The organism is Paenibacillus sp. FSL L8-0663, from assembly GCF_038008125.1.
Taxonomy (GTDB): domain Bacteria; phylum Bacillota; class Bacilli; order Paenibacillales; family Paenibacillaceae; genus Paenibacillus; species Paenibacillus polymyxa_D.
This window is the reverse complement of the sequence record NZ_JBBOYM010000001.1, coordinates 1,001,655-1,015,743: the sequence shown is the minus strand read 5'-3', so window position 1 is coordinate 1,015,743 and position 14,089 is coordinate 1,001,655. Positions and strand designations below refer to the sequence as shown.

11 protein-coding genes are annotated in these 14,089 nt (G+C 44.6%); 2 read left to right on the top strand and 9 right to left on the bottom strand.

What is annotated here, in order from left to right:
- Positions 1 to 184 precede the first annotated feature (184 nt).
- A complete protein-coding gene (locus tag MKY75_RS04535; protein WP_340884462.1) occupies positions 185 to 1,510 on the top strand; it encodes a helix-turn-helix transcriptional regulator in 1,326 nt (441 codons plus the stop codon).
- Entirely contained in the window at positions 1,485 to 2,285 is an 801-nt protein-coding gene (locus MKY75_RS04530) for a WYL domain-containing protein (protein WP_029517596.1), read from the top strand. Before MKY75_RS04535 ends, MKY75_RS04530 begins: the two co-directional genes overlap by 26 nt.
- 86 nt (positions 2,286 to 2,371) lie before the next feature.
- Here MKY75_RS04530 and MKY75_RS04525 read toward each other — a convergent pair whose 3' ends face one another.
- The 9 genes from MKY75_RS04525 to MKY75_RS04485 all read right to left on the bottom strand — a co-directional run bounded on the left by MKY75_RS04525 (position 2,372) and on the right by MKY75_RS04485 (position 14,089).
- Positions 2,372 to 3,349: an aldo/keto reductase gene (locus MKY75_RS04525; RefSeq protein WP_039272461.1), complete on the bottom strand. Its 978-nt coding sequence runs from the start codon at positions 3,347 to 3,349 to the stop codon at positions 2,372 to 2,374.
- Between the two features lie 339 nt (positions 3,350 to 3,688).
- Positions 3,689 to 4,447: a TraX family protein gene (locus MKY75_RS04520; protein WP_340884460.1), complete on the bottom strand. Its 759-nt coding sequence runs from the start codon at positions 4,445 to 4,447 to the stop codon at positions 3,689 to 3,691.
- Positions 4,448 to 4,493: 46 nt separating this feature from the next.
- Positions 4,494 to 5,273, bottom strand: a complete 780-nt coding sequence (locus MKY75_RS04515; RefSeq protein ID WP_029517599.1) for a LytR/AlgR family response regulator transcription factor — start codon at positions 5,271 to 5,273, stop codon at positions 4,494 to 4,496.
- Positions 5,270 to 6,616 carry a sensor histidine kinase gene (locus MKY75_RS04510; RefSeq protein ID WP_245231541.1) on the bottom strand — a complete coding sequence of 449 codons (1,347 nt, stop codon included), beginning with the start codon at positions 6,614 to 6,616 and terminating at the stop codon, positions 5,270 to 5,272. Before MKY75_RS04510 ends, MKY75_RS04515 begins: the two co-directional genes overlap by 4 nt.
- Positions 6,617 to 6,736: 120 nt before the next feature.
- The gene (locus MKY75_RS04505) at positions 6,737 to 7,333 is read right to left on the bottom strand and encodes an accessory gene regulator AgrB (protein WP_230585093.1); all 597 of its coding nucleotides are present in this window, start codon (positions 7,331 to 7,333) and stop codon (positions 6,737 to 6,739) included.
- Between the two features lie 9 nt (positions 7,334 to 7,342).
- Positions 7,343 to 9,136 carry an ABC transporter ATP-binding protein gene (locus MKY75_RS04500; RefSeq protein ID WP_081317629.1) on the bottom strand — a complete coding sequence of 598 codons (1,794 nt, stop codon included), beginning with the start codon at positions 9,134 to 9,136 and terminating at the stop codon, positions 7,343 to 7,345.
- 14 nt (positions 9,137 to 9,150) lie between these two features.
- Positions 9,151 to 9,708: a DUF5823 family protein gene (locus tag MKY75_RS04495; RefSeq protein ID WP_016819877.1), complete on the bottom strand. Its 558-nt coding sequence runs from the start codon at positions 9,706 to 9,708 to the stop codon at positions 9,151 to 9,153.
- A 15-nt stretch (positions 9,709 to 9,723) separates the two neighbouring features.
- Positions 9,724 to 10,995, bottom strand: coding sequence for a lanthionine synthetase C family protein (locus tag MKY75_RS04490; RefSeq protein ID WP_107735013.1), 1,272 nt, complete (start codon positions 10,993 to 10,995; stop codon positions 9,724 to 9,726).
- A gap of 10 nt (positions 10,996 to 11,005) precedes the next feature.
- Positions 11,006 to 14,089 (bottom strand): lantibiotic dehydratase, encoded by a 3,084-nt coding sequence (locus tag MKY75_RS04485; RefSeq protein WP_069012912.1) that lies wholly within the window; start codon positions 14,087 to 14,089, stop codon positions 11,006 to 11,008.

Here is a 14,089-nt window from a genome sequence, read left to right as displayed (position 1 = left end):
TGTTATGTATTGCTTCTTATTTCATCGTGCTATCTTATACTCCTATGATGCTTTATTTTGGAAGTCGTGAACATGGTGAAAGTATTACAAGGATGAATAATTTCCCTTTTTCCTACATCCCTTCCCTGTTAGAATAAAGGGATACTTACTTTCGGAGAACGGCAACAGAAACGGGGAATGCATCATGGCGAGAGAGAGTTTTGATAAAGAAATTCAATTCCTGCGTATGCTCACATTAACAAGCGGCGCCTATAATCGGCAGCAATTCGCAGATAGACTGGGCATTTCGGTACATACCTTTGATAAAACAATCCGGCGTCTCAAGGAAATTGTCCAATCGGTACAACAGCAGTTGCCTGCGGAACACGGACATGATTTTAATGAGATGCTGCGCTTTAATTATTACGAATCGGCTGATCCATTATTGTTATTTCTGTTTCGGGCCAAATCGCTCAAGGAATCGGAAAGCGTCCGTTTATCCCTTCTGCTGACAGCGCTACAGTCACAGCCTATGACCACCATGGAACTATTGGATGCTTGCTGCAACGGGCTGCCTTCCGACAGTTCACTACCGGATGAGAAAACGATTCGTTCCGATCTGAAATATCTGGTTGAAGTCGGCGTCGTTCGCAAGGAACCCGGCGGCAGACCTTACCGCTATGCTGTCCGCAACGATCTGGTGACAGAACTGACGGACGAGGAGCTGCTGGACTTATATGATTTTGTAGACATTATGGCCAACACCCAGCTCCCCTCTGTACAGGGATATCTGCTGCGAGATCATCTTAAAAAAGCCATGCGCCGTCAGCTCGGAGATCGGGAGATGGCCGAACCTTTTTTATATAAATACCACTATTATTCACGCATTCTGGACGAAGCCCATATTCATCCGCTTCTACACGCCATTCGGCAACGCCGCTGTGTAACTTTTTTATATTTTTCGACGTCCAAACGAAGCATGTACGGGTCACAAAACACAAACCCGCTGTTTGAAAAAGAGACCGACGGCCGTGAACACACCATTCTGCCCCTACAAGTCATCTATGATCATCAATATGGACGTTGGTATATTCTGGGTCATGTAGGCGGTAAAGGAATCATGAAGTTTCGTATGGAGGGCATGACTCAATTGGTGGAGGGCAAGCCTGTCCCAGAGCAGCTTCATGCCGACCTGTTAGCCGTATTGGAAGAAAAAATGCGGTACAGCTGGCTTGTTGATACGGGCCGTCCTGTAAAGGTACGGGTACGCTTTTTTAATCCTGAGGGCGCGAAGCGCAACTTTATTCGGGAACGTGTGCTGTCACAGGGACAATGGGGTACGATCGCGGAGGAGGAAAGTGAATCCTTTATCTATGAAATCACAGTGAATGGAATCACTGAGATTAAACCGTGGATTCGCAGCTTCGGATCAAGCTGTGAGGTATTGGAGCCTCAGCGGCTACGGAAGGAATTCAGACAGGAATGGAAGGAGCTGCAAGCCTATTATGAGCCTGTTCGAGAAAATATTTAACTACCAGATCGTCTCACGGCTGGATGAATCGGGCGCTTTTGCTACCACATCACAGGAAAGAATTTGGCTCAAATCTATGCTTGCAGACTCGGCAGCGACAGAGGGTTTTACCCCGGCTACACTTGATAAGCTTCGGCAATTACTTGCAGACGACGAGCCGCTGGAGGCCGATGGAAGTTTGCGGGAAAAGGCAGGTATCCCTGCTGTCTCGGTATACCATCCACTCTTGCGTGAATTGCGTTCCATTCTGCGATCCCGTTCTGGCATCTGTGTGACCTACAAACTGCGCAACGGACGCTTGCATGAGCGAATGTCCGGTTTTCCATATAAGCTGGAGTTTTCCATGGTCAAAAAAGAATGGAGCCTGCTGTGGTATAATCGCAGACACCGCGCGCTCATGTCTACCAAGCTATCTAATATCGTGAACATCACGGAAGATGAGCTTCTACCCGAAGAGGCCGATAAATTCACCCAACGTATACTCGGTATACTGGAGTCGCGCAAGGAACAGGGCATCATCGAAATTGTTCCTGTATATAACGGTGAAATGTCTCGTATTTTATATGCTTTTTCCTGCTTTGAAAAAGAGGTCGAATATGTTCAGGAAGCAGATACCTATCGTATTACACTCACTTTCCAGGCAGACGAATGTGAATATGTGTTATCCAAAATCCGTTTCCTGGGCAAACGTGTCAAGGTCGTCCAAGGCTCCCGGCTGATCTCACGAATGAAGGAGACAACAGCCAAGGCCCTTGCACGCTACGAAGAGGAATAGCTACTGAGGCAAATATGAGATACATCCATGTAAATAGCCCCTCCCTCCGTCTGTTAATGAGACGAGGGAAAGGGCTTTTAAACGAGTTATGGCAAGGCTTGTCCGCGCGCACTGACGTACAATTCATACCATTCCTCACGGGTCATCAGCTCGCTCTGGCGTTCCGCATCCTGACATGCTTTGATTCGTTCAGGATTGGCGCTGCCAATGACAGGCTGAATCCGTGCTGGATGCTTCATAAGCCAGCCAAGGACGATCGCTTCACGTGTCGTTTCCTTTTCAGAAGCCAGCTTCTGCACCAGCTCTGCCGTCTTAACGACATGCTCAGGCGCCCCTTCCAAAGAACCTCCGCTAAAACGTCCCTGCGCCAGCGGTCCCCAGGCTTGGAGCTGAATATCCTCGGTTTGGCAATATTCCAGCAAACCTTCGCCAAAATGTACATTCGTCCCCGCCTGCTGGTTCACATGTACGGTCTGATCTACAAAATGCAGATGGGCCAGGCTCATTTCCAGCTGATTAGCGATCAACGGCTCCGTTAGGCTCCGCTCCAGAAAACGAATTTGGCTTACATTCATATTAGAGACGCCAAAATGCCTTACTTTGCCGGATGCCTTGAGCTCACTGAACGCTTTCGCTACTTCTTCCGGCTCTACCAGCGGATCGGGGCGATGCAGCAGCAAGATGTCCAAATATTCCGTACCCAGACGCTTCAGGATCCCATCCACGGACTCCATAATATGAGCATATGAGAAATCAAAACGGCCCGGGAGCGTACCATCTGGCAGAAAAATACCACATTTGGACTGAATTACGATTTGCTCACGCAAGCCCGGCTGTCCCTTTAAAATCTGACCGAAAATCTCTTCCGCTTTCCCCATACGATAGATATCCGCATGATCGAACATCGTAATCCCGATGGATCGTGCAGCTTCTACAGCTCTTTCTGCTTCAACGACATGCTCCTGCGTAAACGGCGCATGGCTCCATTCACCACCAAAAGGCATACAACCAAGCGCCAGCCGACTATCGGAGATTCCACGTTTCTGTAAAGGCATAATCTTCATGCTTCTCCTCCTTTAATCTTCAAAATATTCCCTGCTTCATCCACATATGAAGAGTCCGTGGGACCGCTATCACACACCTATTTTACCACTTACTTACGATCGTGTTCGACAATGCTTGTATTGAGTTCAGTCCTTCCACAGCATACTGAAGAAAGAACTGATTCACCTTAATCGTTATGAAATCCGGGACGAGGCCAAGCAAGGTATTTTTGCGTATATTGGCGGACTTTCACCGCCAAGTTATCATTCATACCGATCGCACTATATAAAAAAATAGACGGAAAACATGTCGTTTCCCGTCCAATTTTTTTATTTTAGTTACTTATTAGACAGCCCTTCTTATATGTAATAATCAATAGCCAACTTCAGCAGATAAAGCGCGAGCAAATGCAGCGGATAAAACAAATAGAAGAAGGTTCGTGAGCCTTTTCCCCTCTCTCCGTTATATCGGGATAGCAGAGGGAGGGCAAAAATACAGGCCCCGCCGATCGCAAACGGATAAAGATATTCGTTCATTGTGCTGGCGTTGATGCCCATGATGCTGAGCGAATCGGGAACAGCCCATATAATGATGACTCCGAAAATGAACATAAGCGCAATTATTGCAATAATCCATCCGTTGTAAATCTTCTGTTGTTTGCGAGCGACATAGAAAGCTAGAACCAGTAACACTCCAATTACACTCCAGTCTCCCAAAAAAGAGACTACGCAAAGAGCCGAAATCGCCAAGTATTTAAGTACAGAATTGGTCGTGTTGTCATAGAACCATATTGCCAGTAGGCCCATCAACAACGTTAGCATGATGTTTCCCGAAGTATACCAATCTTTAAATACCAATCCGTAAGGCACCACACTGGCTAGCCCGGTTAGAGCAAGGCGTATTGTATATTTTTTGAAGCTTCTGGTATGGATATATCCTTCGGCTACAAAAAAAGCCATGATAGGCAATGTAATTCTGCCTACCACCTGAAAGCCCAAAAAATCGGCAAAAAATAGCCCTCCAATATGATCAATTAGCATTGCTAATACTGCAATTAATTTTAAACTGGTGGCATCAATGCCCTTCACCTCTGCTTGAACGGATAATCTTTGTTCCATATTCCTCCCCTTTTCTTCCCGAAGGACTATGCCCTCCATATCTATTCTATTCGTAAACAGGTCTGTTCAGGAGGCTCCGGTCTCCCATCTTATCTAAGAGGTGCTTCAACAATTGGCGGGAAACGGGAATAATGCGCCTTGCTTCTCCGGAATTCTGATTGGTTTGAAAAATGATCTCCTTCTTGCTCTTATCTATAGATTCCACCTTCATCAGGTTTACGATAAATGCCCGATGACACCGGAACAACCTGGGGTCCTTAGCCTCAATATCTTTCAGATCGCCGTAAAACTCAAGAGTTCTGTTTTCGGAAACCAGACGGATTTTGTGGGGAACACCGGTTGTTTCAAAGTAATAAATGCTGGAGAAGGAAATTTGAAATTTCGTAAATTTATTGTCGAGTATAAACCAATCATCGACATCCAACACAGGCTTTCTTTGATGGGCAACAGCAAGAACGTCTCTTACCTTTTTTTCCATTTCATCCTGAGTAGCATCCTTGATAATGAAATCAAGAGCTGCTACCTTGTATTGGAAGGTAAGCGGAGACAGATGACCGTGGGTAGTTACAAAGACAATATGCCCATACATATCATATTTTCTGATTTCTTGGGCAACTTCCAGTCCCTTCATCTGGCAACCCGAGATTTCAATATCAAGGAAATACAAGTTATTCGCACAAGCTTTAGATTCAAAAAGCAGGAGATCCGGCTTACTGGTGACAATGAGATTGCTGCAGCAGATGCCAAGTTCCTCGCAGCTTTTACGGACCATCTTTTCCATTATGCGCTGCTGGATAAACTGATCTTCCAGGATAAAAATATTCATGATGTCGCTCTCTTTATAATTAATGTTTGCGTGAAAAAATCCGGTTCCTTTTTGGTATCCAAAGTTACATACTTGTTGCTGCGCAGCACCTTTGCTATATTGTACAAGCCAAGACCCCGATTGTCCGCTTTCGTTGAAAAGTTCCGTTTGTAGAGATCATTCACCTTAATCCCGTCAAGTGCAGAATGATTATAAGAGTTTCGTATCGTCACCGTCTGAATATCGTCTTCATGGATCAGTACAATATTTATGGACGGATTGCAGGTCTCTAATGCCGCATCGATTGCATTGTCCAGGAAACAAGAGATTACTCTGCAAAGGTCTATAATATCCATATACATTTCACTGATACCGCTATCAATTTCCAGTTTTACGTCAACTCCACGCTTCTTTGCCACCAGCACCTTGGATGTAATAATACTCTTGAGCTCACTCACGTCCAGATTAATCAGGTTATCCAGACTATAGGAATATCCGTTCAACTGTGAAGCAGTAGGTTGGATAGAACTCTCATATATCCGCTTGATCATCGACAAATCCCCAGTTCTGATCCCCTCGTCCAGCATTAACAGGATATTGGTATAGTCATGTCTGAAGCCGCGGATGTCTTCGTACATTTTTTCAATCTCCATAATATAAGCCTCCAGCTGCAGGTATTGTTCCGTCTTGTTCTTCTCTAGCTCACGTTCACGCAGGAAGCGATACAGCCAATTGATCGTCATCAGGAAGATGGAGGTCAAGCCGATCAGCATCAACACAATCTTTAATCTGCTTGGATACGGATTGTTGCTTTCACACTCCGAATAGATAATGAGTCCGAGTCCGATGATCCCCAAGACTAAGATTAAAGAAGCTCCGACGATAAGCTTAATCCGATATAGCTTCAAAAGCCTGACCGCCGGAGTAGGAAACAAATAAGACACAAGCTTTCGGAGCGCCAAGTAGATCAGCGGAGGTGAACAAGCGGTTAGGAAGGGCGCCGTCCATTTGTTTTTATATTCATAAGGAACCGCATAGCTGATTACCGTTATGAAATAACCCAGCAGTGTCGTAATAAAGATGGTAAGGATGGCATAGAAGCCTATGACCCACAAGGATTCATATTTGTCGGTCAACCACCCGTATAATGCCAGTAGCACAAATAGAAATAGGTAAACAATCAGTCCGAAGTTATTCAGAGCTGTTATTCCGATAAAATAATACATGACTAAAAACAGCAGCAGCTTATAATTCATACGGAAAACGCTTAGACCATTGCCGCTGACCATATGATATATTACAAGATAGCTGGTGTATTGCAAAAAATAAATGCCGGATGTAATCATTTTTTGTTCAATTTCCAAACTTTTGGGTTGACTGGTTCATAGAACAACCCGAAACAAATCCCTCCTCCTTCACCTCTTTTACTCATATGCTCCAGTAGCTTAGCCTTGAGTCTCTGGGTATGGTTATTTCTGTGTTCTTTAATATTCTTGATATTGTTCATAATTGGCATAACTCCTTCTCATTATGGAATAGAATACTGGTGTGATGACGACTGCTTCAAGAAACAGCCCGAATATTAACCAAGGATAAAAATCTAGTGCGATGGCCACGAAAACAAACACTATACTTAAAAAGATAGCTTGTAATCTGCATGCTCTTCTTAACTTCGGATCTACCAATGGATTGCACTCCGTATCGGCCGGAGCGTATCTGGCAATCAGAATGATAGAAAGCAGACAGAGCGTCGCCAAAAAAAAGCGGTTCCATTCTACTTCCTTTAAGAGCCAGGGAACAAACACAAAGGTCAGTAGACTGACCCAGGTGCAATGATGCGACTTGCGAGCATGCCAGCCAAAGGACTTTCGCCGGACCACTGTATAGGAAAGCAGCATCGCAGCCGTTTCGGCTAATACACCGAGCAAACAGGCACTGACCAATACAAGAAGTATTTTTTCTGTGCCAGCCAGTATGTTCTCTAGATAATAAAGCACATAAGCACGCTTCTCCGCTTCCAATTCTTCGTCTTGAAAGTATTTATCAATGATCCACGTTGACAATTGATGATACAACGCCACCGCCCCTCCCTAACTTAATTGTGTGGGAAGCTGGAATTGAACATAATCACGATATTTATCATGCCAACTCATTAATTCGTGATGCGTGCCTACCCCCGTTACTTCTCCTTTATCCAAAAAGATTATCTGGTCCGCTTTGTAGATGGTTGACAAACGATGAGCGATAACAATGGTCATTTTATTCTTGGAGAGAAGCTTGATTACATCATGTACAAGCTGCTCTGACTCGCTATCCAGATTGGCGGTAGCTTCATCAAACAGCAGAATCTCATGGTCTGAAAGCAAGCATCTGGCAATCTGGATTCGCTGCTTCTGTCCCCCCGATAATTTGACTCCCCTTTCTCCAACAAAGGTATCCAAACCATCCGGTAATTGATAAATTACCTCCTTCAAGCCTACTGTATCAAGAGCCGCATAAATCTCATGGTCATCCGCGTCTCTGTTTAGGCCATATACCAGATTGTCTCTCACTGATCCTACCAGTAAGTCACTATCCTGCATAACATAGGATATTTTGCGACGCCATTCTTCCGTCCTAATCTTATCCAAATATACATTATTGTAATAGATTTCTCCATTATATTCTGAGTAAAATTTCTCTATTAAAGAAAATATTGTTGTTTTTCCCGAGCCGGAAGGCCCTACGATCGCTGTAGTGGTACCGCCTCTGAAGGTTAACTCCACGTTGGATAATACCGGTTGGCCCTGGTTGTACGAGAAAGAAACATTGGCAAAATGCAGGATATCCGAATTCTGATCATGACTTTTCATGTCCGGCACACTGCCTAACTTTTCTTGCTTCTCATCCTGCTGGTTATATATGGTATAAATTTCCTTGCTTGCTCCCTTGGCCTTCTGATACTGCGAGAAAAAACTGCTGAGCTGGGTCAGAGGCGAAACCATTGTAAACAAATAAAAGATCATGGATACCAAAGTACCTGTAGTGATATGTCCAGCGGCAATGCCGGCGCTTCCATACCAAAACATTCCTACCAAAGCTAGCATGATGATAATTGTTACAATCGGCTCAATGACAGCTGACAATATTCCCTCTTTGATGTTCAAGCGAAAGATACGTCCAAGTATCTCCCGAGTATATTTCATTTCAAGCTTTTCCGACGTCGTCGCTTTAATGAATCTGATGTTATAGAGAATTTTGGATAACTCACCGGAAAAATCTGCGGCTGCATCCTGTGCCTCAATCGCTACTCTATTCATCCTTCTTCCAATGGGATAGATTAGTAGCGCCGTTATAGGAATCAGAGCAACGAGTACACTCATTAATCTCCAATCCAACACAAATAACATGATGATGCAACCAGTGACCATCAGGACATCAGCCAGAATAGAAGGCAGAGTGATAGCCAGAAAATTACTTACAATAGCAAGGTCGTTCGTCATTCTGCTGATGATTTTGCCGTTCTCGTTGTTATCAAAATAATTAACCGGCAAATGGATAATTTTTTCCCAAATTTTCAGTCGCAGTTCCTGAAAAAACTTGCTCCCCACATATCTGAGGAGCAGAGAAGACACGGCGTTTAAAATCCCTCCGGCCAGAAACAGCGAAATAAGCACAGCTGCGGTCTGGATCGTCAGCTCCATAGCTGAGATCTTATCGACAAGCTTGCCTGTAATGATCGGCAATACTAATGAAAAAGCGGCGGAAATCAGTGTAAATACGATGCTCCAAGCAAGCGCAAGCTTGGGCCATCTCGCAATTTTGATTAACTCCAGCAAGGAATGGGCCGTTTGTTTTTCTTCACCAATCTTTTTATATGCCGTGCTCTCCATATTCAATTCCATTATGGCTTAATCACCTATTTCTCTTTGTGATTTTCGTATTCTAGCAAAAACTTCATTGCCATTGTATAGACACCTGCGGCTATCGCTACCATGACAATATAGGAGAGCGACAGCTTGGTTCCTATCCAGTCCGTTTGGTTGCTTAATTGGAACAGTAAGAAGCACACGGCGCTTCCGGCAAGAAACTCCAAAGAGTAGGAGAATTTCCGCCCTCTCTTCAACCTATCTAGTATAATATCCACTATAATTACAGCGGATGTAAGCATAAAAGAAATTTTATACAGCATAATCTTATCTCCAGCAACAATCTGCTGATCCTCAAAACTTGCAAAGTATCTGGCCAAAATTGTACCGATTACTAGGTATAATACGACAACTAGCACATTTATTCCGACACATTCGGCTGTGCTGTAGGTAATAGTCCCTTCGCTTCGTTGAACCAGGGTCGCTGCCAAGCTTGAAATAAACAGGACCAGAAACCAAATATAAAAATATGCATCCAGTTGAAAAGAGAGAAAATCGGTAATCAGTCCCACCATGACTGTAATAATTTCTTTTAATAAAATGAACATTACCGTCTCCTCCTTTTAGCTAAATACCAGCATCTGCTTCCATGTACTCAAGTTCTCATTATCACAGGTCAGCAGTGTCAGCAATACACCTGCACATCCATCGAGCAGCCCTACTTTATCGAGAGATAACGGATCATCGACGCTTCCCTCAAGGTCTGTAAAGGGTACTGCCTCTTGAGTATTCCGGTATGATAACATACGATGCAAAAAATCATTCTTGAACGGTATGGCTGCCGTACGGCTGAAATGGTGCTGAATCAGGAGCAAGCCTGCATAGCCGTGACAGATCGTCGGTGAAATTACCTTTCTTAGCGAATCTGGTCTGGAGTAGACGGTATTGAACAATTGCAGAGCCTGCTGCTGCAGCGCTTTGTCCTCCAGGGCCAATCCCAGCCGGAACATAGCCACAGAAGCTCCCGGTGTGCCGTAACACCATGCATCTCTGTGATAACCTGGATTCCGACTAGTCTCTGCGGATTCATCCGGTGTGAACATATTAGGTATGACAAGGGTGCCGTTCCACTCTCTGATATTTCCGAGTAGAAAAGTCTTGGCAACTTCCAGTACTTCTCTCAATCCTGTTAACGGGTAGCGGCGGAGATGTGCAACAGCCAGCAAATTAATGGCTCCTGTAATTCCGTGCGCCATGCCAAGATTATAGTAAATGGTCTGTTCGGGAAGTTCCCCGAAATGTCTCAGCTTGCCTACAGCATCCGTAATCAGTTGAAGGATCTTAAGGAGCACCGCATCCAGCTTCCCAGCGTATCTGTCTTGGCGTTCCTTAACCTCCATTAATGCAGCTGCAATCCCCGTCCATCCTGAAATCAAATCCAAGTCGCTATCCTCAATCAAGGAGTCTTCCAATTTCCCCCTTGTCTCCTCATAGAATTCCCCATAGCTGCTAAGAAACATATCCAGCGTCTGTGAGAGCACATTCGTATATCTTGTTGAACCTCTTGAACACTCGTTGAACAGATAAATAACACCTGCCAATCCGGTATACAGTGACAATGAATGGAACGGTATATTGCCGATTAAGCGCACAATCTCCTGATTGTACTTGAAAGCAAGCGCATCCCACCCTTCCCCCGGGTAGACTTCATCTAGTTTATCCAGAAGAAGGCTGATCCCGGGATATCCTGAAGCCAATGATATCAGCTCCATTTCAGGGTAATCATGCATGGCGTGCTTCTTGATTAGCAGGGTTACAGTATCTATATCTTTGTAAATTTCTGCGCTTTGTCTGACTATTTCAGATAAATTTCCCGGGACTTGTTTGACCGCCATAAGCTCCTCCTCAATAAGCAACATGGTATTTGCTTACCTGTAAATAATCTTCCAAACTGTAGTAGCACAGGTGTAGGGCAAGCTCTTCCTTTTCCCGGTCCAGGCCGAACACTCTGTTGCAGAACATGTGCATGATGCTGAACATAATATCATCGTAATAATTGGTTCTGTCGTCAGCTTCCCGGATAGCCGTGAAATATGCAGCGTATTGCCGCAACCTGTCGCCTGTATCGCTTGCTGGCAAGGATATGGAACGGGTCTGTTGAATTCTTTGGAATAGCGCTTCTTTGTGTTCCCGATACTCCTGTCTGAATTTCTTTGGATCAATAATCGCAGCCATAGCCTTCAATTGATCTTCTGCCAGCGGATACGCGCAGTTCACAACCTCAAAAAGTCCGGTACAGCAAAATAACATCTGATCGGTTGCATTAATTGACCTCTTGCCTGCATAATAGCCTGAAACTAGATAAGAATCGATAGCAAATAACCTCTCCGCTTGTTCAATGAAGGCTGCGCCGCCATACCGCAAAATTTCAGGCCGGTAAGGAACAACCGAATAGGAACTAACCAATCCGGACGAGGTTACAGTATTCAGGAAATCAAAAACATAGTTCAAGGCCGTGAAACGCTGATGCTCTACGCTTCCCGACATTTTGCACCTTAGCCTGATATGCGGCTCCTTATCTGCATACTGGACAAAAAAAACCTGGTCAATGAAGTACTCGGCGCTATTGTCCATGAATGTCTTAAATGCACTGCCCAGCAAATCGGTTAGCATTTCCTGATTGTAATATACCTGCAGGGATATCCAATCCGAACCTGGATAATAAACGGCATTCACCGAAGAACTCAGCACTTTATTTAAGCTTTTATCGGTAGCCTGTGCAGACAATCTGTCTATCGGCAAGTACTGAAACATCGGGCTTTTGCAAAAAAATACGCACTCCTCCATATATCGGTTAGCGGAAGCGAACAATTCTTTCTCCGTTTCCATAATAACGGCCGCCTTGCCTTCCGGATTCCGGGTATATTCTTTGTGCAAAAGCTTTCGATGATGATGGCGATCCAAATCCAGCAACAGCTTATTGTCCAGCTCCACCAAATATACATATCGCGGAATGTTATACTTTATGATCCAATCCTCCAGAAAGGACAGAAACTGTTCTTCGCTCTGGAGCTGTTTATCCGCATATAATGTCCATTTTTTGGGGCAGATGATGATATTTTTATAGGTTACTCTCGGTGTAAAAGAAGAATCATAGAGATACTCCTCCAGATGGGACCATCCGGTCTGATACTGCAGATTAATATCATTCAGAAACCGGATCAGATAAGGCGCCAGCTCTGTATTGTACATGCTGCTGAGTTTGGGAAATACCAGTTCGCCTGTTTCCCTGTGCTTCAGATAAAAGTATCCCGAATCCTCCACCCCTACCAGCAGCTGGGAAACATCTAATTTCCGATTCTCGGGAAACGTGGCCATATCCATAGATTGGTCTGGTGTCGGGCCTGCCGTCATAATATTAGTTATTTTGGGACTGAATGGGTAAAATGAGATTTCAGCGGCGCTCTCCCCTGCTTTCTGATCCTTCGGGTTCCTGACAAAATTGAAGATTTCATCACGGCTATCCTTGTCAAACATGTAGGCAAATCTTCCGAAGCTCTGACACGCTTCCAATGATCCGGCTCTGTTGTTTAAATAAAACGTAACTTCACCTTGCTCATTCTCCATGCAGGAATAATACAAATCGAACGAGACATGGACATTCTCCAGACTCAATTCAGACAGCTGTTGGATTTTGACCTCGTCAAGCACGATATCCGAATGATTGACAAGCGCTTCGGTCTGCCACTCCGCAATTAGCGCCTTAAGCTGTCGGAACCTGCCTTCATCCTTGTGCCTGTACTTATCTCCGTTCTGGTAGTGGCTCTTGTACTCTTCAGGTTTGCCGAGCCCCAAGGTTTTACTGAACAACTGCAATAAGGGCACTTCTTCATATACTCCGTACTTCTCAGTAAATTGCTGACGATAGTCGGAAAGTGTATCCTCTTTCCTGTACGTAGAAAGCATGCTCAATATTGAAGCTATTTGGGCCAACGATTGCCTATCGCTGTCCGACAATAGAATTTCATTTACCTGATTCAGTCTTACGTCTATTTTGACCAAGTCGCCCTGATAATCGGGAAGGATAAGCTGGACTAGTTTTCGGACAGCCTCAATGCCTTCGCGTTTGACCGCAGCAACTGTAATGTCCTGAATGGCTTGTCCAACTCTCTCCAAAATATCTGAGTAATATGCTGCCTTGGGAGTAGCAAGCAGCTTTAGTGTACGTATCAGATGCGCCAGAGGAGCGCTATCCCGAGGATTGGGAATCATCTCACTTACCAAAAAGCCTTGTTCTATCAATTGCTGCAAAAAATCTGTGCTGATCGTGTCATCCACGCCGAAGGCGTCTTTTATAGCTTGCATAAGCTGCAGAAAAGTCTGCTGCTCTTTATCAAGGATCTTCATGATGAAATCTATGACCGGGGTTTTGAGAATAGATATATTTTCAGTGCTTCGTTCCTCCTGATCTGCTGCAAACAGAGTCTGATAAGAGATGACGAGCCTGTGATGGTCAATGTAAGAGGTGTTATTTACACTCAGTCTCAATTCATTGCGGACATCCGTATCCCCATGGAAAAGCCCTATTAAGCGGTAAATTAGGCTATAATCCGGAGTTGCCCAGACGACATGTTCCCCGGCGCCTCCCGTTTTTCCAAATCGGGAAATGCCTACTCCCGCGAACAGTCCAAACGGTGTTGGTCTACAAATTGCCCGCGAAATGAACTTGCTTAGACTTAGGATAAGATTCCGCTTTTTTTTGGACTTCAATGTTCTGCCTTGTTCCAGGCTTTGCAGTGCAGCGTAGGTCGAGGGGCTGGAGACATAAATGGAATCTATCAACCCCTGCTGCTGAACGAACCGTACAAGTCTGTCAAGGTATTCATCATCATCTAGTTGTTCATGATCAAATATCTGCGTATAATACTCCATGCCAAGCAACGTTTTCCGGTACATGTAATTTTCCGAGATTTCAAAGTTCTCCAACAT